General features: G+C 64.8%; 17 protein-coding genes. 9 read left to right on the top strand and 8 right to left on the bottom strand.

Annotated features, from left to right (window positions below):
- Positions 1 to 7 precede the first annotated feature (7 nt).
- From TQ29_RS12155 to TQ29_RS12135, 5 genes are all read left to right on the top strand, one after another.
- Entirely contained in the window at positions 8 to 1,207 is a 1,200-nt protein-coding gene (locus TQ29_RS12155; RefSeq protein WP_054539379.1) for an alanine--glyoxylate aminotransferase family protein, read from the top strand.
- Positions 1,208 to 1,316: 109 nt separating this feature from the next.
- Positions 1,317 to 2,066 (top strand): carboxylesterase, encoded by a 750-nt coding sequence (locus TQ29_RS12150; protein ID WP_054540424.1) that lies wholly within the window; start codon positions 1,317 to 1,319, stop codon positions 2,064 to 2,066.
- Between the two features lie 135 nt (positions 2,067 to 2,201).
- The gene (locus TQ29_RS12145) at positions 2,202 to 3,797 is read left to right on the top strand and encodes a PhoX family phosphatase (RefSeq protein ID WP_054539378.1); all 1,596 of its coding nucleotides are present in this window, start codon (positions 2,202 to 2,204) and stop codon (positions 3,795 to 3,797) included.
- Between the two features lie 90 nt (positions 3,798 to 3,887).
- The gene (locus TQ29_RS12140) at positions 3,888 to 5,495 is read left to right on the top strand and encodes a hypothetical protein (protein WP_054539377.1); all 1,608 of its coding nucleotides are present in this window, start codon (positions 3,888 to 3,890) and stop codon (positions 5,493 to 5,495) included.
- A 79-nt stretch (positions 5,496 to 5,574) separates the two neighbouring features.
- Positions 5,575 to 6,285 carry an alpha/beta fold hydrolase gene (locus TQ29_RS12135; RefSeq protein ID WP_037206096.1) on the top strand — a complete coding sequence of 237 codons (711 nt, stop codon included), beginning with the start codon at positions 5,575 to 5,577 and terminating at the stop codon, positions 6,283 to 6,285.
- Positions 6,286 to 6,294: 9 nt separating this feature from the next.
- Here the strand turns inward: TQ29_RS12135 and phaZ are convergent, their stop codons facing one another.
- Entirely contained in the window at positions 6,295 to 7,566 is a 1,272-nt protein-coding gene (gene phaZ / locus TQ29_RS12130) for a polyhydroxyalkanoate depolymerase (RefSeq protein ID WP_054539376.1), read from the bottom strand.
- A gap of 103 nt (positions 7,567 to 7,669) precedes the next feature.
- Here phaZ and TQ29_RS12125 point away from each other — a divergent pair, with 103 nt between their 5' ends.
- The 4 genes from TQ29_RS12125 (at position 7,670) to TQ29_RS12110 (ending at position 11,822) form a co-directional block, all read left to right on the top strand.
- The gene (locus tag TQ29_RS12125) at positions 7,670 to 9,466 is read left to right on the top strand and encodes an alpha/beta hydrolase (RefSeq protein ID WP_054539375.1); all 1,797 of its coding nucleotides are present in this window, start codon (positions 7,670 to 7,672) and stop codon (positions 9,464 to 9,466) included.
- A gap of 125 nt (positions 9,467 to 9,591) precedes the next feature.
- Complete coding sequence (locus TQ29_RS12120; protein WP_054539374.1) at positions 9,592 to 10,041, top strand: phasin family protein; 450 nt, start codon at positions 9,592 to 9,594, stop codon at positions 10,039 to 10,041.
- Positions 10,042 to 10,181: 140 nt separating this feature from the next.
- Positions 10,182 to 10,742 carry a polyhydroxyalkanoate synthesis repressor PhaR gene (gene phaR, locus TQ29_RS12115; RefSeq protein WP_037206089.1) on the top strand — a complete coding sequence of 187 codons (561 nt, stop codon included), beginning with the start codon at positions 10,182 to 10,184 and terminating at the stop codon, positions 10,740 to 10,742.
- 114 nt (positions 10,743 to 10,856) lie between these two features.
- The gene (locus TQ29_RS12110; RefSeq protein WP_054539373.1) at positions 10,857 to 11,822 is read left to right on the top strand and encodes a LysR family transcriptional regulator; all 966 of its coding nucleotides are present in this window, start codon (positions 10,857 to 10,859) and stop codon (positions 11,820 to 11,822) included.
- 106 nt (positions 11,823 to 11,928) lie between these two features.
- On the opposite strand, the gene TQ29_RS12105 is transcribed toward TQ29_RS12110, so the two are convergent.
- The 7 genes from TQ29_RS12105 to TQ29_RS12075 all read right to left on the bottom strand — a co-directional run bounded on the left by TQ29_RS12105 (position 11,929) and on the right by TQ29_RS12075 (position 19,665).
- On the bottom strand, positions 11,929 to 13,128 hold the full coding sequence (locus tag TQ29_RS12105; RefSeq protein ID WP_054539372.1) for a DegT/DnrJ/EryC1/StrS aminotransferase family protein: 1,200 nt from the start codon (positions 13,126 to 13,128) through the stop codon (positions 11,929 to 11,931).
- 85 nt (positions 13,129 to 13,213) lie between these two features.
- On the bottom strand, positions 13,214 to 14,518 hold the full coding sequence (locus tag TQ29_RS12100) for an FAD-binding oxidoreductase (protein WP_054539371.1): 1,305 nt from the start codon (positions 14,516 to 14,518) through the stop codon (positions 13,214 to 13,216).
- On the bottom strand, positions 14,515 to 15,870 hold the full coding sequence (locus TQ29_RS12095; protein ID WP_054539370.1) for a glutamine synthetase family protein: 1,356 nt from the start codon (positions 15,868 to 15,870) through the stop codon (positions 14,515 to 14,517). Before TQ29_RS12095 ends, TQ29_RS12100 begins: the two co-directional genes overlap by 4 nt.
- Positions 15,863 to 16,555, bottom strand: a complete 693-nt coding sequence (locus tag TQ29_RS12090; protein ID WP_054539369.1) for a type 1 glutamine amidotransferase — start codon at positions 16,553 to 16,555, stop codon at positions 15,863 to 15,865. Before TQ29_RS12090 ends, TQ29_RS12095 begins: the two co-directional genes overlap by 8 nt.
- A 61-nt stretch (positions 16,556 to 16,616) precedes the next feature.
- Positions 16,617 to 17,951 (bottom strand): glutamine synthetase family protein, encoded by a 1,335-nt coding sequence (locus TQ29_RS12085; protein ID WP_054539368.1) that lies wholly within the window; start codon positions 17,949 to 17,951, stop codon positions 16,617 to 16,619.
- On the bottom strand, positions 17,948 to 18,787 hold the full coding sequence (locus tag TQ29_RS12080; RefSeq protein ID WP_054539367.1) for an ABC transporter permease: 840 nt from the start codon (positions 18,785 to 18,787) through the stop codon (positions 17,948 to 17,950). The genes TQ29_RS12085 and TQ29_RS12080 overlap by 4 nt, the downstream gene beginning before the upstream one ends.
- On the bottom strand, positions 18,784 to 19,665 hold the full coding sequence (locus TQ29_RS12075) for an ABC transporter permease (RefSeq protein ID WP_054539366.1): 882 nt from the start codon (positions 19,663 to 19,665) through the stop codon (positions 18,784 to 18,786). The genes TQ29_RS12080 and TQ29_RS12075 overlap by 4 nt, the downstream gene beginning before the upstream one ends.
- Between the last annotated feature and the right edge of the window lie 3 nt (positions 19,666 to 19,668).

Here is a 19,668-nt window from a genome sequence, read left to right as displayed (position 1 = left end):
AACCCGGATGCCGCTGCGCCACGGACGCCCCTATCTTGCCATCCCCGGCCCCTCGGTCATGCCCGACCGGGTGCTGCAGGCGATGCATCAGCCCGCCCCCAACATCTATACCGGCGCGCTGGTCGATCTGGTGGAAAGCGTGGTGCCCGATCTGAAGACGGTGGCACGCACCAAAGGCAGCGTGGCGATCTATATCGCCAACGGCCACGGCGCGTGGGAGGCGGCGATCGCCAACACCTGCGGGCGCGGCGACAGGATACTGGCGCTGGTCACCGGGCGGTTCGGCTTCGGCTGGGCGACGATGGCGCAGCGGCTGGGGGTCGAGGTCGAGATCCTGGATTTCGGCAAGCGCGCCCCGGTGGACCCCGATCAGGTGGAGGCGCGTCTGCGCGCCGATACCGGCGGCGCGATCAAGGCGGTGATGGTGGTGCATATCGATACCTCGACCAGCGTGCGCAACGACGTGCCGGCGGTGCGGGCGGCGATGGACGCGGCCGGGCATGGCGCGCTGTTGATGGTGGATTGCATCGCCTCGCTGGCCTGCGACCGGTTCGAGATGGATGACTGGGGCGTCGATGTGATGGTGGCCGGTTCGCAGAAGGGGTTGATGACGCCGCCGGGGCTGGGGTTCGTGTTCTTCAACGAAAAGGCCGAGGCGGTGCGGGCCGGGCTGGACCCGGTCAGCATGTACTGGGACTGGACGCCGCGCGGGCATCCGCAGGAATTCTATCAGTATTTCGGCGGCACCGCGCCGACCCACCATCTGTTCGCCCTGCGCGAGGCGCTGACCATGCTGGTGCATGAGGAGGGCGTCGAGGCGGCGCTGGCCCGGCACGCGGTTCTGGCGCGCACGATCTGGGCGGCGGTGGAGGCCTGGGGGCAGGGCGGCCCGATGGAGATGAACATCGCCGATCCGGCCTGCCGGGCGCATGCGGTGACGGCGATCGGGCTGGGCGCGCCGAACGGCACCGCGCTGCGCGACTGGCTGAGCGAGGTGGCGGGGGTGACGCTGGGCATCAGCCTTGACATGGCGCCGCCGGGCGATCCGGCGGTGCACGGGTATTTCCGCATCGGGCACATGGGTCATGTGAACGCGCATATGGTACTGGGGCTTCTGGGCACGATCGAGGCCGGGCTGGTGGCGCTGGGCGTTCCGCACGGCAAGGGCGCGCTGGAGGCGGCGGCGGCGGTGATCGCGCGGGGCTAGGCGTTTTTGGCGGGCGCATCTCCGCCCGCGGCGGCAAGGCATTTTGCTTTGCCGCCGGGACGGGCTATCCTGCTGCCTGCAACGGAATTGAGGAGGCGGGCGCATGGGCATGGCGGAATTTCTGGGCACGGAATCGGGGCGTCGGATCGCCTATCACCGGACACAGGGCGCGGGGCCGGGGGTGGTGTTCCTCGGCGGGTTCGTTTCCGACATGCAGGGCACCAAGGCGGTTTATCTGGAGGAGTGGGCGAAGGCGCGGGGCCGGGCCTTTCTGCGGTTCGACTATTCAGGGCATGGCCAGTCGTCCGAGCCCTTTACCGATGGTTGCATCGGCGACTGGGCCGAGGATGCGATGGCCGCGATCGGCGCGCTGACCGAGGGGCCGCAGGTTCTGGTCGGGTCGTCGATGGGGGGGTGGATTTCGCTTCTGGTGGCGCGGACGATGCCCGAGAAACTGGCCGGGCTGGTGGGCATCGCCGCGGCGCCGGATTTCACCGAAGACAGCATCTGGGCCGGGTTCACCGATGTGCAGAAGGCCGAGCTGACGGCGCGGGGGCGGGTGGAGTTGCCGTCGGAATATTCCGATGGCGCCTATATCATCACCCGCCGCCTGATCGAGGACGGGCGCGACCGGCTGGTGCTGCGCGACCCCTTGCCGCTGGCGTTTCCGGTGCGGTTGCTGCAGGGCACGGCGGATCAGGATGTGGACATGTCGGTGGCGCTGCGGCTGCTGGAGCATGTGACGGGCGATGACGTGCGGCTGACGCTGGTGAAAGGCGCCGATCACCGGTTTTCCACGCCCGACTGCCTGGCGCTGATCGAGAGCAGCATCGAAGAGGTTCTGGCCCGCGCCGGCTGAGCGCCGGGCGGTGTTGGTGGATACATCCGATTTTCCGCATCTGTTATGTTCCTGTCACATGGCAAGGCCATATGGGGGCAGTCAAAAAAATGCCGCACGATTCCGTGCCGTGACTGCTGAAGACTAGGAGCCAACATGAAAACAGCCACTTCCCTTCTCGCCCTTGCCGTTGCCGCACCGCTGACGGCGACGGCCGCCGCTGCCGATCTGACCCGTCTGGCGTCGGTTCCCGTTGGCGCCGAAATCACCGGCATGTACCTGACCGAGGGCGGCGATTTCTTCTTCAATCTGCAGCACCCGTCGACCGCCATCACCGGGCCGTTCAACAAGGCCACCGTCGGCATCGTCGTCGATGCCGATTTCAACAGCCTGCCGGGCAGGTTCATCGCCTCGCCCGTGCCGGGCAACAGCTATGCCAAGCAGACCGTGCAGACCGCCGTCGGCACCTATCAGGTTCTGGCCCAGCAGGGCGATTTCGCCGAAACCGTTCCGGGTGGCCTGGGCGCGATCCACGCGGCTGACGGCTCTGTTCTGAAATCCTCGAACGATCCGGATTTCAACGGCTTCATCCCCACGGGTGAGAACGAGGGCTATCTGTTCACCAACTGGGAAGATCGCCCCGGCGGCATGTCGCGCATGAAGCTGATGAAGGAAGGCGGCCGCTGGCTGGTGGATGCCGAAGACGTCAAGATGCTGGATTTCACCGGTGTCGCCGGCACCTGGGTCAACTGCTTTGGCTCGGTCTCGCCCTGGAACACGCCGCTGACCTCGGAAGAGCTGTATTTCGACGACACGGTCGAGTGGATCAACCCTGAGTACAAGTACAAGTCCGACCCCGAGGCGATGCAGGCCTATCTGGGCAAGCCGGCCAACCCCTATGACTATGGTTACATCGTCGAGATCACCGATCCCGCCGGCGCCGCGACCCCGGTCAAGCAGTTCGCGCTGGGCCGTTACAGCCACGAGAATTCGGTGGTGATGCCGGACCAGAAGACGGTTTACCTGTCTGACGACGGCACCGACGTGGTGTTCTTCAAATTCGTGGCCGACACCGCCGGCGATCTGACCGCCGGTACGCTTTACGCCGCCAAGATGACTCAGGACGCCCCCGCCGGTTCCGATGCCGCGACCACCGGTTTCGGTGTCGAGTGGATCGAGCTGGCCCATGGCAGCAACGCCGAGATCGACGCCTGGATCAACGAGTATGACGGCATCGACGCGGCGGCCTACAAGGAAGGCGAGACGCCCTTCATCTCGGCCGAGGACGTGGCCGCCTGGGCCGCCGGCACCGCTGCCGACAACCGTGTCGCCTTTCTGGAAAGCCGCCAGGCCGCCAAGGCCAAGGGGGCAACCGCCGAGTTCCGCAAGATGGAAGGCGTGATGGCCAACCTGCGGGCGATCGAGGACGGCACCGCGCCTTATGTCTATATGGCGATGTCGGAAGTGGCCAAGGGCATGTCGGACGACAAGGGCGATATCCAGGTCTCCGAGAACAAGTGCGGTGTTGTCTATCAGATGACCTTCGACGATGCCTATTCCATCGACACGATGGTGCCGGTTGTCGCGGGCATGGGCTATGACAAGAACAACGCGCCGAACGCCTGTTCGGTTGACGGGATCTCCAACCCCGACAACGTGGTCGTGCTGAACGACGGCCGCGTCGTGATCGGCGAGGACACCGGCAACCACGAGAACAACATGCTGTGGCTCTACACCCCGGCCTCGATGTAAGCCGCGCGCCGAGCGAAAACCCCTGGGGGCGCGGTTGCCGTACCGCGCCCCCTTTTCCATCCGCCGCCGACCCTGACAAGGATATACCCGATGCCCCGCACCGCATTGATCGCCGCAGGCGCCCTTATGGCCGCCGGATCCGCATTCGCAGCCGATGTGGCGCAGATGACATCGGCAGAGCTGATGCAGGCCCGCCCGTCTTCGACGGAGATGGCCAAGCTGGGCCGGTTCTACAATGTCGAGGGGGTGATCCCGCCGCAGTGCTATACCAGCATCGAGGCGCAGTATAACCCGTGCTACGTCTGCCATCAGAGCTATGACGACGCGGACCGGCCGAACTACATGCGCGACGGCGCGTTGCAGGAGGCCTATGATTTCTCCGACGCGGCGCTGACCAATCACTGGGCGAACCTGTTCGTGGATCGCTCGGCCCAGGTGGCGGCGATTTCGGATCAGGAGATCCTCGACTATATCAACACTGAGAATTACTCGGCGCTCGCGCCGGCGCTGAAGGCGCGGGGCTGGGGCGGCTATGTGCCCGATCTGGCCGATTACCATCTGGGCGCCGCCGCCTTTGACGAGATCGGCATGGCGAAGGACGGGTCGGGCTGGCTGGCGTTCAACTACAAGCCGCAGCCCTCGACCTTCTGGCCCACCAACGGATCGACCGACGATGTGCTGATCCGGCTGCCGGGGCCGTTCCGGCAGGATGCGGGCGGGGCGGCGTCGCGCGATGCCTATATCGCCAACATCGGCCTGCTGGAGATCGCGTTTCAGGATCTGGAGGAAACCACCGTGCCGCCGGTGGACGAGGCTGCGCTGGGCGTTGATCTGGATGGCGACGGCGCGCTGGGGGTGACCGGGGTGATCAAGCGCCGCGCGACCTTTGTGGGCGGCGCGGCGGGCCATGCGCTGACCCGGATGCTTTATCCGCAGGGCACCGAGTTTCTGCACTCGGTGCGTTATGTCGGGCTGGAGGGCGACGCGATCGTGGTGCCGCCGCATATGAAAGAGCTGCGCTATATGCGCAAGACCGTGGCGATGACCCCGGCCGAGCTGCGCACCGCCTATGGCAACGAGGCGCAGGAGAAGATCGACGGCAACCTGCCCCGCTATATCGATGTGGGCGACGCGGGCATGGACACCGGCATGGGCTGGCTGATGCTCGGGTTCATCGAGGATGCCGATGGCGCGCTGCGCCCGCAGACCAATGAAGAGAATTTCTTTTGCAAGGGCTGCCACACCACCACCGGCGCCGCGGTCGATCAGACCTGGGCCTTTCCGCGCAAGGTGGCGGGGGCCGAAGGCTGGGGCTATATCGACTATCGCGGGATGCGCGATGTGCCCGGCAAGGGCCAGCAGATCGGCGAGATCGAGCAGTATTTCGCCCGCGTGGGCGGGGGCGACGAGTTTCGTTCCAACACCGAGATGCTGGCGCGCTGGTTCAATGCCGATGGCAGCGTGAATGTGGACAAGGTGCGGGCGGCCACCGTCTATGATCTGATCACCCCGTCGCGGGAGCGGGCGCTGGTGCTGAACAAGGCCTACCGGGTGATCGCGGGCGAGCAGAGCTTTCTGTTCGGGCGCGACGCCACGGTGACGCCGCCGGTGAACGTGCATTCGGTGATCGACAGCGCCACCGCGCCGACCCTGCCCAGGGACAAGCAGTTCACCCACGACATCCGGTTGCAGTGGTAAGCCGCCTTCGCGCCTGCTAGGCTTTGGCGGAACAGGCGGGCGCGAAGGAATGTCGTGATGGGTGGCGGGCAGGTGAGCGGTGGCTGAAACGCTGTTGTTGCTGCCCGGCATGATGTGCGACGCGCGGGTGTTTTCCGACCAGATCCTGGGGTTTGACGATCTCTGCGCGGTGCAGCTTGTGCCGGTGTGGAACGATGGCTCTGTCACGGCGATGGCGCGTGGCGTGCTGGAGGGCGCGCCGCAGCGGTTCGCGCTGGCGGGCCACGGGCTGGGCGGGCTGGTGGCGCTGGACATTCTGCGCCAGGCGCCGGGGCGGGTGACGCGGGTGGCGCTGATGGGCTGCACGCCGCTGGCCGAAACCCCGCAGGAGGCCGCCGCGCGCGAACCCCGGATCGTGGCGGCGCAGGCCGGGCAGCTTGAACGGGCGCTGCGCGAGGAATTTCCGACAGGCTGTTTCGCGCCGGGGCCGGACCGCGCGCTGATGCAGGACGCGATGGTGGAGATGGGGCTGCGGCTGGGGCCGGAGGTGTTCGTGCGCCAATCGCGCGCGTTGCAGCGGCGGCCGGATCAGCAGAAGGTGCTGCGCCAGCTGCGCGCGCCGGCGCTGGTGATCTGCGGCGCGCATGACACGCTGACGCCGCCGCGGCGGCACGAGTTCATGGCCGGGCTGATCCCCCATGCCACGCTCGAGGTGATCGGCGAGGCCGGGCACATGCCGCTTCTGGAAACGCCGGAGGCGGTGACAGAGGCGTTGCGGCGCTGGATGTCAGCGCCGTTCCGCCTGGGCTGAGCGCCGGGATCAGACCGATTTCAGCTGCGCGACATTCTCCGCATGGGTGTTGCCGGCATTCGCGTCGATGAAGTTGAGCACCAGGGGGCGGATGTTGTTGCGCCAGCTCTTGCCTGCGAAGATGCCGTAATGCCCGGCGCCCTCTTCCAGGTGATTGGCCTTTTTCTCGTCCGGCAGGCCGGTCAGCAGATCCAGCGCCGCGACGCATTGGCCGGGGCCCGAGATATCGTCCTTCGAGCCTTCGACCGTCTTGACCGCGACGGAGGTGATCTTGCCGATATCCACCAGCTTGCCGTTCACGGTGAAACGGTTCTGCGCGATTTCGAGGTTCTTGAAGATCCGCTCGACGGTGGAGAGGTAGAACTCGGCCGTCATGTCCATCACCGCGAGGTATTCGTCGTAGAAGCGGTTGTGCTTGTCATGATCGGCGGCCTGGCCCTTGGCCACGCGAAGGATCTGTTCGTAGAAGGCGGTGCTGTGGCGGTCGGCGTTCATCGAGATGAACGAGGAAAGCTGCTGCAGGCCGGGATAGACCAGCCGGCCGACGCCGGGATATTTGAAACCCACGCGCTGGATCACATATTGCTCGAGCTGGCCCATCGTCACCCGGCGGCCGAAATCGGTGACGTCGGTGGCGGCGGCGTCGGGATCGATCGGGCCGCCGATCAGGGTCAGGGTGCGGGGCTGCGCCTCGGGCTCTTCCTCGGCCAGATAGGCGGTGGCGGCAAGGGCGAGCGGCGCGGGCTGGCACACGGCGATGACATTCACGTCGGGGCCGAGATGTTTCATGAAATCGACAAGATAGAGAGTGTAGTCCTCGATATCGAACTTGCCTTGGGACACGGGGATATCGCGCGCGTTATGCCAATCGGTTACATAGACTTCGCAATCCGGCAGCAGGCTGGCCACGGTCGAGCGCAGAAGTGTGGCATAGTGTCCCGACATCGGCGCGACGACCAGCACCTTGCGGGCCTTGATCTTGCGCCCGTGCACCTTGAAATGGATCAGATCGCCGAACGGCCGCTCGACCTCGGACTCAACGCTTACGATGTGATCGCGGCCATCGGCGCAGACCACGGTGTGAATATTCCAGTCTGGCTTGGCGATCATGCGGGCGAAGGACCGTTCCGTCACTTCGCCCCAGGCGGCCAGCAACTGAAAAAACGGGTTGGGGGCCAATCCGGTAATCGGGTATGAACCGATGGAATAGGCCGTCGCTCCCAACCACTGGTTGGTATTGCGGATGGTTTCCATAAGGTCGTAGGTTGCCATATTCTTCATGGGGGCATTCCTTTAGAAAAACGGGGCCCGGGAGCGAGACGTGGCGGCATCTGTGGCCGGGGGCTGATGCTGCAACTGCAAAAGATAGGGGGAGAATTCAGGAATGACAACCGAAGATACGAAACAGGACGTCACGGAAGAGGCCAATCTCGATCGCCTGAACGAGAATCTGGCCAAGCTGGAGCGCCTTTCGGAACGGTTGATTTCGGCGCTGGCGCATAAGCGCAAGGTCGACCCCGATCTTCAGGCCCCCAGCCAGGACGTGTTCATGAAGGCGTCTTCGGCCTATATGTCGGAGATGATGCAGCACCCCTCGCGGCTGTTCGAGCAGCAGGTGACTTACTGGGGCAAGACGCTGAAGCACTTCATCGAGTCACAAGAGGCGCTGGCCACCGGCAAGCTGATCGCGCCCCCCGACAACACACCGGACGATCCGCGCTTCACCAACGAGCTTTGGCGCACGCACCCCTATTTCAACTATATAAAACAGCAGTACCTGATGTCGGCCCAGGCGATTCAGGATGCGGTGAAGAACATCGAGGGGCTGGAGGAGAGGGACCGCAAGCGGATCACCTATTTCTCGAACCAGATCATCGACATGATGGCGCCCACGAATTTCCTGGGCACCAACCCCGAGGCGCTGGCCCGCGCGGTGGAGACCGAGGGCGCATCGCTGGTTCAGGGGCTGGAAAACCTGGTGCGGGATTTCGAGGCCAACAACGGCGAACTTCTGGTCACGCTGGCCGACCGCGAGGCGTTCAAGGTGGGCGAGAACCTGGCCACAACGTCGGGCGAGGTGGTGTTCCGCAACCGCATGTTCGAGCTGATACAATACGCCCCCACGACCGAGACTGTTCACGCCACGCCGCTGCTGATCTTCCCGCCCTGGATCAACAAGTTCTACATTCTGGATCTGAAGCCGAAGAACTCTTTGATCAAGTGGATCGTGGATCAGGGGTTCACCCTGTTCGTGGTCAGCTGGGTCAACCCCGATGAGAGCTATGCCGATGTGGGCATGGATACCTATGCCGAAGAGGGCTTTCTGACCGCGATCGAAGAGGTCAAGAAGATCACCGGCGAAGACAAGGTGAACGCGGTTGGCTATTGCATCGCGGGCACGACGCTTTCGCTGGTTCTGGGGCTCTTGAACAAACGCGGCGACAAGTCCGTACGCTCGGCCACGTTCTTTACCGCGCTCACGGATTTTTCGGATCAGGGCGACGTGGGGGTGTTTCTCGCCAATGATTTCGTCGACGGGATCGAACGCGAGGTGATGCGGAGCGGCAAGCTCGATTCATTCTACATGACGCGGACGTTTTCCTACCTGCGGGCGAACGACCTGATCTATCGCCCGGCCATCCGCAGCTACATGATGGGCGAGGCGCCGCCGGCCTTCGACCTTCTGTACTGGAACGGTGACGGCACGAACCTGCCCGCGCGCATGGCGATCGAATATCTGCGCGGGCTGTGCCAGGACAACGGCCTGGCGAAGGGCACGTTCCGCATCTGTGGCGAGACTCCGACGCTGAGGGATGTTAAGGTGCCGGTATGCGCGATCGCCTGTGAAACCGATCACATCGCGGCCTGGCGTTCCAGCTTCAACGGGATCCGGCAAATGGGCAGTCGCGACAAGACGTTCATTCTGTCGGAGAGCGGCCATGTCGCGGGGGTTGTTAACCCGCCTTCGAAGAAAAAATACGGCCATTACACGAATGACGCAAAGATGGAGGATGCTGAGTCCTGGAAGGCAGAGGCGGAGTTCCACGAAGGGTCCTGGTGGCCGCGGTGGGGCGAGTGGCTGAAGCGGCGTTCGGGCAAACAGGTGCCGGCGCGGATACCGGGAGATGCCGGCCATCCGTCGCTGGGCAAGGCGCCCGGAACCTATGTTCTTTCGAAGTAGGGGCCTTTGTTCGGGCCCGAAAAATTTGTTTCTGCGCTGCGGCAAAATACTTGAAATGCTGCGGTGCAGCATGTATGTAGATTGCGGGTGCAGAAACGGGATTTCCCGGCCAAAGGAGAAATGAGATGGCTACCACACAAGACTTTACCAAGATGATGCAGGACATGATGGGATCCTTCCCGATGGATACATCCGCGTTCCAGGACGCTTTCAAAACCACGGCTGCGCTGGGTGAGAAGATGTCGAAAGTGGCTCTGGAAGCTGCCGAGAAATCCAACGAGATTTCGTCCAAGTGGACGAAGGACACGATCTCCAAGCTGGGCGCCGTGACCACCGTCAAGGATGAGCCGACCGACTACACCAAGGCGCTGTCGGATTTCGCATCCGCATCCGCCGAGATGGCCGCCGAGAACATGGCCGCCTATGCCGAGGTTGCCAAGAAGGTTCAGATGGAAACCGTCGAGCTGCTGCTGGCCGCCGGCAAGGACATCTCCGAAGATGCCAGCGCCGCCGTGAAGAAGGCCACCGACGAGGCCACCGCGGCTGCCAAGAAGGCCACCGCCGCAACCAAGTAAGCGCCCTGGCTTGCACCGGATGCCGCTCCGGCCGGAAAAATCGTTTGGGCGGGCTGTTTCAGCTCGCCCTTTCTTTTTCCGACAACTGCGCCTAAGCTTCTCTGCGCTGCAACAACAGCAGTTCTGAGGGGAGAAGGTTTGTGACGGACGACGCGAAACCGCTTCTGATCAAGCGATATGCCAGTCGGCGGCTTTATAATACCGAAACCAGCGACTACGTGACGCTGGAAGACATTGCACGGTTCATCCGGGAGGGGCGCGAGGTTCAGATCGTCGATCTGAAAAGCGGGGATGATCTGACACGGCAATATCTGCTTCAGATCATCGCGGAACATGAAAGCCGGGGCGAAAGCGTTCTGCCGGTCAATGTTCTCAACGATCTGGTGCGCAGCTATACCACCCAGGCCCATAGCGTGGTGCCCCAATTCCTGGCGATGAGCTTCGAGATGCTGCGCGACGGGCAGTCGAAGATGATGGAGAACCTGGGCACCATTCCCAACCCGATGGCCGCGATGCCCGGCTTCGACGCCATGCAGAAGCAGCAGGAGGCGTTCATGAAAGCCATGACCGGCGGTATCTCGGGGAACTGGTCCGGGCCTTCGGCCGATGACGGCGACAGCGAGGTGGCGGCGGACGATCTGGACAAGATAAAGAAGCAGCTCGCCGAGCTTCAGGCGAAACTCTCCAAGATCGAGAAATAACCGCAAGCCGGCGCCGGGGGATGCTGAACGCTGTTCATGCCTGTGCCGCGCGCCGGGCCTTCCCGCCTCGGGCGCCTGCGCGCCACGCCGGCACAGGATCGGAGATGCGCACAGATGGTCCATTCATCCGGCCGGATCACCCTGTGGGGGATAGAGGCGTTTATCGCCACCGCCGACGAAGGCTCGGTCTCCGCCGCCGCGCGCCGGCTGGGCGTCAGCCCGTCGGGCATCAGCCAGCAGCTCGCCGGGCTGGAGGCGGCGCTGGCGGCGGTGCTGATGGACCGCTCGACCCGGCCGGTGACGCTGACACCGGCGGGGCAGATGTTTCGCCGCCGGGCCCAGCTGATCCTGTCCGAGGCGCAGCAGGCCAAGGCAGAGCTTGCGGCGCAGGACCTGTCGGCGCTTACCGATTTCCGCCTCGGCATGATCGAGGATTTCGACGCCGACGTCACGCCACGCCTGCTGTCGGTTATGGCCGAAGAACTGCGAACCTGCCAGTTCCTGCTGGAAACCGGCGCCAGCCACCGGCTGTTCGATCTGCTGGACACCCGCGCCCTGGACATGGTCGTGGCCGCGGAAATGGGCGCGGCGGCCGACTGGATGGAGGTGCACCCGCTGTTGCGTGAACCTTTCGTTGCCGCGGTCCCGAAAGGCCGGATCGACGCGGCGAATGACGTGCTGGCCCAGCTTCAGGCGCTGCCACTGATCCAGTACACGCTGCGCCACCACATGGGCCGCCAGATCGCAGAGCACCTTGCCCGCCAGCACCTGACCCTCGCCCACCGGTTCGAGCTGGACAGCTACCACGCCATTCTTGCGATGGTGGCGGGCGGCGCCGGCTGGACGATCCTGACCCCGCTGGGCTATCTGCGGGCCCAGCGGTTCCGCGATCAGGTCGAGATCCTGCCGCTGCCCTTCGCCCCCTTGTCACGCACGATTTCGCTCAGCGCGCGCGCCGGTGTGCTGCAGGACATGCCGGTCCGGGTCGCCGCCGGCTTGCGGCCGTTGCTGGAAGAGATGATCGTAACCCCGGCCATCGCGCAAATGCCCTGGCTGCAAGGCGCGCTCCGGGTTCTTTGATCCTGCTTCATCTTTCGATAAATATCCCCGCCGGAGGCATTGAATCTTTCTGTTGCGCCGGAAACTTTCTTGCCTCCGGCGGGGATATTTCCGGAAAGATGATGGGTCAGGTGCCGTAGGCGCGGGTGTCGCCCTTCACCTCTTCGGCGGCGTCGATCAGGGCGCCGGCGATCACGTCGAGTTCGGGCTTTGTCAGGCGTGCGGGCAGGCGTACATCGCAGGCGCGCATCAGCATGGCGCGGGTTTGCGGCAGTTTCGGCATTTCGCCGGGGATGAACTGCCAGTTCCAGAAGGCGCGGGCGTTGTCGGCCGACAGGCCGAAGACCTGAACGCCCACGCCACGGGCCTTGGCGGCGGACTGGAAGGCGCGGGCTTCGTCGTCGCTGTCGAACCCGACCATGTTGAACTGGATCGAGTCCGGGGCGCGGGTTTCGGGCAGCAGCGGGTCGGGCACGTGCAGCCAGGGGGTCCGGTTCAGCAGGCCGGCCACGTAATCGTGGTTGGCGCCGCCATCGCGGATGCGGCGGGCGACCTCGGGCAGTTGCGGGCGGATGACCGCGGCCGAGAGGTTCTGCATCCGGGTGTTATAGAGCGGCAGCTTGTTCTGCCAGTGGCCGAAACGATCCTGCACCACCGGGTGTTTCTTCCAGTTGTGTTCATAGGCGCCGGACATGATGATGGCACGGGCGATGAGGTCGGCGTCATCCGTGATCAGGATGCCGCCTTCGCCGGCGTTGATCATCTTGTAGGACTGGAACGAGAAGCAGCCGATCTTGCCCAGCGTGCCGATCTTCTTGCCGTGCCAGAGCGTGCCGAGCGAATGGGCAGCGTCTTCGATCACCGGGACGCCGCGCTGTTCGGCCAGGGCCATGATCGCGTCCATGTCGGATGTGTGGCCGCGCATGTGGCTGATCATCACGGCGGCGATATCATCGGTCAGTTTCGCTTCGAAATCGGCCATGTCGATGCGGTAATTTTCGGCCACCTCGACCAGCACCGGCTGGCAATCGGCGTGAACGATGGCCGAGGGGACGGCGGCGAAGGTGAAGGCCGGCACCAGCACCCTGGCGCCGCGCGGCAGGTCCAGCGCCTTGAGCGACAGGAACAGCGCGGCCGAGCAGGAGGCGACGGCCAGTGCGAATTTCACCCCCATGAAATCGGCGAATTCCTGTTCCAGCAGCGCCACCGGCGCGTTTTCGGGGGCGGTGTAGCGGAACAGGTCCCCGCTTTGCAGCAGGCGGTCGATCTCGGCCCGGGCGGCCTCGGGGATCGGCTCTGCGTCGTAGACATTGGGGGCGAGGGCCATGCGTGCACCTTTTCTGAATGTCACTTTCAGAAAAACTGTAAATGAGCCGCCGCCGATGGCCAACCGCTATTTGGCCCGGTGGCGGTTAAACGCCTATTCTGTCGCGCATCGCGTACCAGCTCATGGCCAGCGCGAGCAGCGGTGTGCGCAGGGCACTGCCGCCGGGGAAGCGGGGCGTGGGGATGCGGGCCATCAGATCGAACTGTTCGGCCTGTCCGGCGGTGGCCTCGGCCATGATCCGGCCGGCCAGCACCGCCAGCGCCACGCCGTGGCCGGAATAGCCCGAGGCCGACAGCATGTTGGCGGCGGGGCGGGTGAAGAAGGGCAGGCGGTTCATGGTGATGGCGAGCGTACCGCCCCAGGCGTAATCGGTTTTCACGTCGCGCAGATGCGGGAACACCTCCAGCATCGGTTTGCGCACGGTGGCGGCGATATCGGAGGGGAAGCGGTAGCCATAGCTTTCGCCGCCTCCGAACAGCAGGCGCTTGTCGGCGGAGAGGCGGAAGTAGTTGACCACGAACTTGCTGTCGGCGACGGCGACGTCCCTGGTCAGCACGGTGTCGGCGCGCTCGCCCAGCGGTTCGGTGGCGAGGATGAAATTGTTGATGGGCATGACGCGGGCGGCCACCTTGCGGTCGAGCCCGCCGAGATAGCCGTTGGCGGCAAGGATCACGTGATCGGCCGTGACCCGGCCCTTGTCTGTCTGCACCACGGCCTGGGCGCCGTGGCGGATGTGGTGGACATGAGAGCGTTCGTGCAGCCGCGCGCCGGCATCCGCGGCGGCGCGGGCCAGGCCAAAGGCGAAAGCGAGCGGGTGCAGGTGCCCCGCGCCCCAATCCACATAGCCGCCCTGATAGGCGGTGGTGCCGACGAGGGCCTGCATCTCGTCACGGGTGAGCGGTTCGATCAGGTCGTATTCATACTCGCGCAGCAGCTTTTCGGCATAGCCGTGGCTGTGCGGCACATCGGCCGCGTGCCAGTCGGCGTGGACGACGCCGGGGCGATAGGCGCAATCGATACCGTGATCGGCGATCAGCGCGGCGACCAGCGCCTTGGCGTCTTCGGCCAGGTGCCACAGGCGGGTGGCGTCTTCGTCGCCCATCAGCCGTTCCAGCGCATCCTGTTCCAGCCGCTGGCCGGAGCCGACCTGCCCGCCGTTGCGCCCCGAGGCGCCGAAGCCCATGCGGTGCGCCTCGAGCAGGACCACGTCATAACCGCGTCCGGCAAGGTGCAGCGCCGCCGAGAGGCCGGTATAGCCGCCGCCGATGACGCAGACATCGGCCCTGGTGTCGCCGCGCAGTTCCGGGAAGGGGCCGGGCGGGGTGGCGGTGGCGGCGTACCAGCTTTCGGGGTAGGTGCCGGGCCGGTCGTTGGAGAACAGAAGGTTCATACGTTCAACAGAAGATGTTCACGCTCCCACGGGCTGATGACCTGCAGGAATTCCTTGTATTCCAGCGTTTTGACGGCGGAGTAGACCTTGCAGAACTCTTCGCCCAGAACCGCGTGCATGTCGGGCGCCTCGTCGAACAGGTCAAGCGCCTCGTTCATGCCGCGGGGGATATCCTCGTCGCTGTCATAGGCGTCGCCCTTGAATTCCTCTTTGGGATATTTCGCCTCCATCAGGCCGAGATAGCCGCAGGCGAGCGAGGCGGCGATGCCCAGATAGGGGTTGCAATCCATCCCGGCGATGCGGTTTTCCAGCCGCCGCGCCTCGGGGCCCGATACGGGCACGCGCAGCCCGGTGGTGCGGTTGTCGCGGCCCCATTCGAGATTGATCGGGGCGGCGAAGTCGCGCACGTAGCGGCGATAGCTGTTCACATAGGGCGCCAGCAGCGCGATGACCGAGGGCAGGTGGCTTTGCATTCCGGCGATGAAATGCAGGAAGGCATGGCTTTCGGTGCCGTCGGGTTCGGAGAAGATGTTGGTGCCGGTTTCGATGTCCACCACCGAGTGGTGGATGTGCATGGCCGAGCCCGGCTCGTCCTGGATCGGCTTGGCCATGAAGGTGGCGAAGCAATCGTGGCGCAGGGCGGCCTCGCGGATCATGCGTTTGAAAAAGAAGATCTCGTCGGCCAGTTTCACCGGGTCGCCGTGGCGCAGGTTCATCTCGATCTGGCCGGCGCCGCCTTCCTGCAGGATGCCGTCAATCTCGAAGCCCTGGGCCTCGGCGAAATCGTAGATATCGTCGATCACGGGGCCGTATTCATCGACCGCAGACATCGAATAGGCCTGACGCGCGGCGGCGCGGCGGCCCGAGCGGCCCATCGGCGGCACGATCGGCTGGGCGGGGTCGATGTTGCGGGCGACCAGGAAGAACTCCATCTCGGGGGCGACGATCGGATCCCAGCCCTGGGCGTTGTAAAGTTCGACCACCCGCTTGAGCACGTTGCGCGGGGCGGTGGGCACCGGGTTTCCGGCCTGATCGTTGATCTCGTGGATCACCTGCAGCGTGACATCCGCCGACCACGGCGCGGCGGTGGCGGTGGACAGGTCGGGGGTGAGGATCATGTCGGGCTCGGTGAAGGCCTGGCCTTCGATATCTGTCCAGTCGCCGGTGATGGTTTGCAGGAAGATCGAGTTGGGCAGGTAGAAATGGCTTTGCTTGCCGAATTTCGAAGCGGGCATCGCCTTGCCGCGCGCCACACCGGCGATATCGGCGACGATGCATTCGACCTCGTCCAGGCGGCGACCCTGAAGATAATCGAGCGCGGCTTCGGGAAGGGAGTCGGTCCAGTCAGACATGGGGCACCTTGCGGGGGCTGAGGAAGAAGGCCGAGATCATCTCGGCCATGGCGGAATTGTCGGTGGGGGCGTCAAGCCGGGCGCTGGCGTCTTCGAGCAACGGGTCGGGCACGATGCCCCTGCCGCGTTCGCGGATCAGCCCGTCGATGAAGCCCGCGTCGAATTCGGGATGCGGCTGTACCGACAGCGCCCGGTCGCCATAGGCCAGCGCGGCATATTCGCATGACGGGCCGCTGCCGATGACGGTGGCATCGTCGGGAAGTTGCGTGACCTGATCCTGATGCCAGGCGTTCAGCGCCAGCGGCCGGCCGTTGACCGTGTATTCCTGCCGGCCCACGGCCCAGCCGCCGCTGAACTTCTCGACCTTGCCGCCAAGCGCCTGGGCGATGATCTGATGGCCAAAGCAGATGCCGACCATCGGCACATGCGCGGCATAGGCTTCGCGGATGAAGGCTTCGAGCGGCTTGATGAAGGGCAGATCGTCATAGGCGCCGTGGCGCGATCCGGTGATCAGCCAGCCGTCGGCCTCTTGCACGGTGTCGGGGAATTCCATGTCGACGACGCACCAGCGGCGGAAGTCGAAGCCGCGCCCGGCCAGAAGTTTTTCGAACATGTCGGGATAGGCGCCGTGCCGGACCCGAAGCACATCGGGTACGAGGCCGGTTTCTAGAATGCCGATCAGCATGGGATGCTCTTGTTGTTGTTTCCGCGACGGTAGCCGGGCCTGCGCCGCCCGGCAAGGGGGGCTATACCGTGTCGAGGTAAAGCTCGATCCGCTCTTCGTGGGAAAGCTCTGTGTAGAAGCGCTGTTCCTGCCGTTTGGTCAGCAGCAGGTTGCGGATCAGGCCGGGGGCGAAGATGCGGCGGATGTCGGGGCAACGCTCGAAGGCGTCCGTGGCGGCGGCCCAGCTGCCGGGCATCTGCGGCAGATCCAGCTCATAGGCGTTGCCGGTGATCGGGTCGGGCGGTTCGGCCTTGTCTTCCAGGCCCAGAAGCGCCGCGCCCAGCACCCCGGCAAGCATCAGATAGGGGTTGATATCGCCCCCCGCGACCCGGTGTTCGATGCGCCGCGCGGCGCTGGCGCCGCCGGGCACGCGCACCGCCGCGGTGCGGTTTTCATAGGCCCAGCAGATGCTCGTCGGTGCATGGGCGCCGGGCACCAGCCGGTCATAGGAATTGCCGTGCGGCGCGAACAGCAGGGTTGACCCGGGGATCGCCCGCAGGCACCCCGCGACCGCGTGCCGCAGCGCGTCAGAACCCCTGGGGCCGCCGTCATCGAAGATGTTGTCGCCCTGCGCGTCGAGGATCGAGAAATGCGTGTGCATCCCGTTGCCGGCGTAATCATCATAGGGTTTGGCCATGAAGCTGGCCGCGAAGCCGTGCTTGCGCGCCAGCCCGCGCACCAGCATCTTGAACAGCCAGGTATCGTCGGCCGCCTTCAGCGCGTCGGCCTGATGCACCAGGTTGATTTCGAACTGGCCCAGGCCGGCCTCGGAAATCGCGGTGTCGGCGGGAATGTCCATCGCCTCGCAGGCGTCGTAGAGATCGGTGAAGAACGTGTCGAACGCATCCAGCGCGCGCAGGGCCAGCGTATCGGCGCCGGGCCGGCGCTTGCCCGAGCGGGGCGAGGGCGGCACGCGCAGGCGGGTGCTGCTGTCGTCGATCATGTAGAATTCCAGCTCCGTGGCGACCACGGGGGTGAGGCCGAGCGCGCGGTAGCGGTTCATCACGCGGGCCAGCGCATGGCGCGGGTCGCCGTCAAAGGCGCGGCCGTCTTCGTGGAACATCCACAGCGGGAGCAGCGCCGTGGGCGCCTCGAGCCAGGGCATGGGCACGAAGCCGCGTTCGGTGGGGCGCAGCACCCCGTCTGGATCGCCGGCCTCGAACACCAGCGGGCTGTCTTCGATATCCTCGCCCCAGATGTCGAGGTTCAGCGCCGAGATCGGAAAGCGGGTGCCTTCGCTTTCGACCTTGCCGGCGAAACGGGTGGGGATGCGCTTGCCCCGCGGTTGACCGTTCAGATCAGAGGCCGCCACGCGGATCGTGCGGACCTCGGGGTGGGCCATCAGCCATTCGCTCATCTCAGAACCTGCGGTTTGAACCTGATGCGGGTGCGCGCGGCCTGTGGCAGATGCCGGTTCAGGCGGCGGTTCATCAGCCCGAACAGGGTGATGACGACCAGCGTCAGAAGGATGAAATACCCCGCCACGATCGGGTAGGGGATAAAGGGATTGAACGTCTTATCCGCGAAGTAGCTGGCATAGTAAAGGGCATCGCCCTTTTGCCGCCAGGCCGGGAAGCCCGAGAAATAGACCAGCGTGGTGGCGTGGAACAGAAAGATCGCCTCGTTGGTATAGGCGGGCCAGGCCAGCCGCAGCATCGTTGGCCAGATCACCCGGCGGAACTTGCTCCAGCCGGTCATGCCATAGGCGTCGGCGGCCTCGATATCGCCCTTCGGCACAGAGCGCAGGGCGCCGTAGAAGATCTCGGCGGAATAGGCGGCGGTGTTCAGGAACAGCACGATCAGCGCGCCCGCCCAGGCGCGGGTCAGCCAGCCGGTGCTGGCGGTCAGCGTGACGAAGCCCAGGTTCAGGTCGATGCCGTTTTTGGGCAGCAGCACGAAGCTTTCGTAGGCCAGGAAGAACTGGATGAACAGCGGCGAGCCGCGAAACAGGAAGATGAACCATTCGGCCGGTTTGCGGATCAGCCGGTGGTGGCTGTTTCTGGCCAGCGCCACGGCGGTGGCCAGGAAAAAGCCGAAGAACAGCGCAAGCGCGCCGAAATAGATATTCCAGATCAGGCCCGAGCCGATCAGCGTGACCTGCTCGCAGAGCGTGAAATCAGAGCGCGGCAGCAGGCGCTCTCCGACGCCGATGGAGCGGAAGGCATAGGCCTGAACGGTGTCCCAACAGCTCATGCGGGGGCCTTTCTCTGGGCTTCGCCGCCCATGGTGGCCTGCCCGTGCGAAAGGTTCCGTGTCAGCCGGCCCAGCAGGGCCTCGCTGATCCGGGTCAGGCCCAGATAGAACACCAGCAGCCCGAGGAAGTAGTAAAGCCGCCAGTCATCGTGCGGGTAGGCGTAGATCGTGGTTTTCGCCCCTCCCAGTTCCTTGGCCCAATAGACGATATCCTCGACCCCCAGCAGGAACAGCAGCGGCGTGGCCTTGATCAGGATCATCCACAGGTTCGACAGGCCGGGCAGCGCGTAGATCCACATCTGCGGCACGAGGATGCGCCAGAACGCCTGCCGATCGGACATGCCATAGGCCTCGGCGGTTTCCATCTGGGCGCGGGGCACGGCGCGCATCGCGCCATAGAGCACGTTGGCGGCAAAGGCGCCGAAGACCACGGCAAAGGCGAAGACGGCCATGAAGAACCCGTAGGTTTCATGCACCCATTGCGGGCTGGACGACAGCGGCAGCTTGGCCGCGGCGCAGACCACGAAATCATTGCCCTGGCGGATCGGTGCGTCCCAGTCGGGGCATCTGGCGTGATGGCGCAGCCATTCCAGACCCTGATCCATGGCGAAGGGCACGAACAGGAAGAAGGCGATATCGGGAATGCCGCGCACCATCGCGCTATAGGCCTTGCCGATCAGCCGCAGCGGAAGAAAGGGCGAGCGTGCCGCCATCGCCCCGCCGAAGCCGAAGGCCAGCGCGGCGGGCGCGGTGATCAGCAACAGCACCATCACGACCCCGAAGGAGCCGTAAAATGCCATATGCTTGCCATTGGTCAGATAGCAGGCGAACCAGGCAAGGCCATCAAGGCTGGATGGGTCTGAGCAATTGGAGAACATGCG

Origin of the sequence: Actibacterium sp. EMB200-NS6 (assembly GCF_001305615.1) — a bacterium.
GTDB classification, from domain to species: domain Bacteria; phylum Pseudomonadota; class Alphaproteobacteria; order Rhodobacterales; family Rhodobacteraceae; genus Actibacterium_A; species Actibacterium_A naphthalenivorans.
Note: the sequence above shows the minus strand (reverse complement) of the source record. Positions and strands in the feature narration are given on the sequence as shown.

Excerpts from the sequence above, each read along its gene's own strand:
- TQ29_RS12155 (WP_054539379.1), top strand. The coding sequence starts at position 8 with ATGCCGCTGCGCCACGGACGCCCCTATCTTGCCATCCCCGGCCCCTCG.
- TQ29_RS12100 (WP_054539371.1), bottom strand. The coding sequence starts at position 14,518 with ATGAACCTTCTGTTCTCCAACGACCGGCCCGGCACCTACCCCGAAAGC.
- TQ29_RS12150 (WP_054540424.1), top strand. The coding sequence starts at position 1,317 with ATGGCGGAATTTCTGGGCACGGAATCGGGGCGTCGGATCGCCTATCAC.
- TQ29_RS12090 (WP_054539369.1), bottom strand. The coding sequence starts at position 16,555 with ATGCTGATCGGCATTCTAGAAACCGGCCTCGTACCCGATGTGCTTCGG.
- TQ29_RS12145 (WP_054539378.1), top strand. The coding sequence starts at position 2,202 with ATGAAAACAGCCACTTCCCTTCTCGCCCTTGCCGTTGCCGCACCGCTG.
- TQ29_RS12110 (WP_054539373.1), top strand. The coding sequence starts at position 10,857 with ATGGTCCATTCATCCGGCCGGATCACCCTGTGGGGGATAGAGGCGTTT.
- TQ29_RS12120 (WP_054539374.1), top strand. The coding sequence starts at position 9,592 with ATGGCTACCACACAAGACTTTACCAAGATGATGCAGGACATGATGGGA.
- TQ29_RS12080 (WP_054539367.1), bottom strand. The coding sequence starts at position 18,787 with ATGAGCTGTTGGGACACCGTTCAGGCCTATGCCTTCCGCTCCATCGGC.
- TQ29_RS12085 (WP_054539368.1), bottom strand. The coding sequence starts at position 17,951 with ATGAGCGAATGGCTGATGGCCCACCCCGAGGTCCGCACGATCCGCGTG.
- TQ29_RS12105 (WP_054539372.1), bottom strand. The coding sequence starts at position 13,128 with ATGGCCCTCGCCCCCAATGTCTACGACGCAGAGCCGATCCCCGAGGCC.
- TQ29_RS12125 (WP_054539375.1), top strand. The coding sequence starts at position 7,670 with ATGACAACCGAAGATACGAAACAGGACGTCACGGAAGAGGCCAATCTC.
- TQ29_RS12075 (WP_054539366.1), bottom strand. The coding sequence starts at position 19,665 with ATGTTCTCCAATTGCTCAGACCCATCCAGCCTTGATGGCCTTGCCTGG.
- TQ29_RS12140 (WP_054539377.1), top strand. The coding sequence starts at position 3,888 with ATGCCCCGCACCGCATTGATCGCCGCAGGCGCCCTTATGGCCGCCGGA.
- phaZ (WP_054539376.1), bottom strand. The coding sequence starts at position 7,566 with ATGAAGAATATGGCAACCTACGACCTTATGGAAACCATCCGCAATACC.
- TQ29_RS12095 (WP_054539370.1), bottom strand. The coding sequence starts at position 15,870 with ATGTCTGACTGGACCGACTCCCTTCCCGAAGCCGCGCTCGATTATCTT.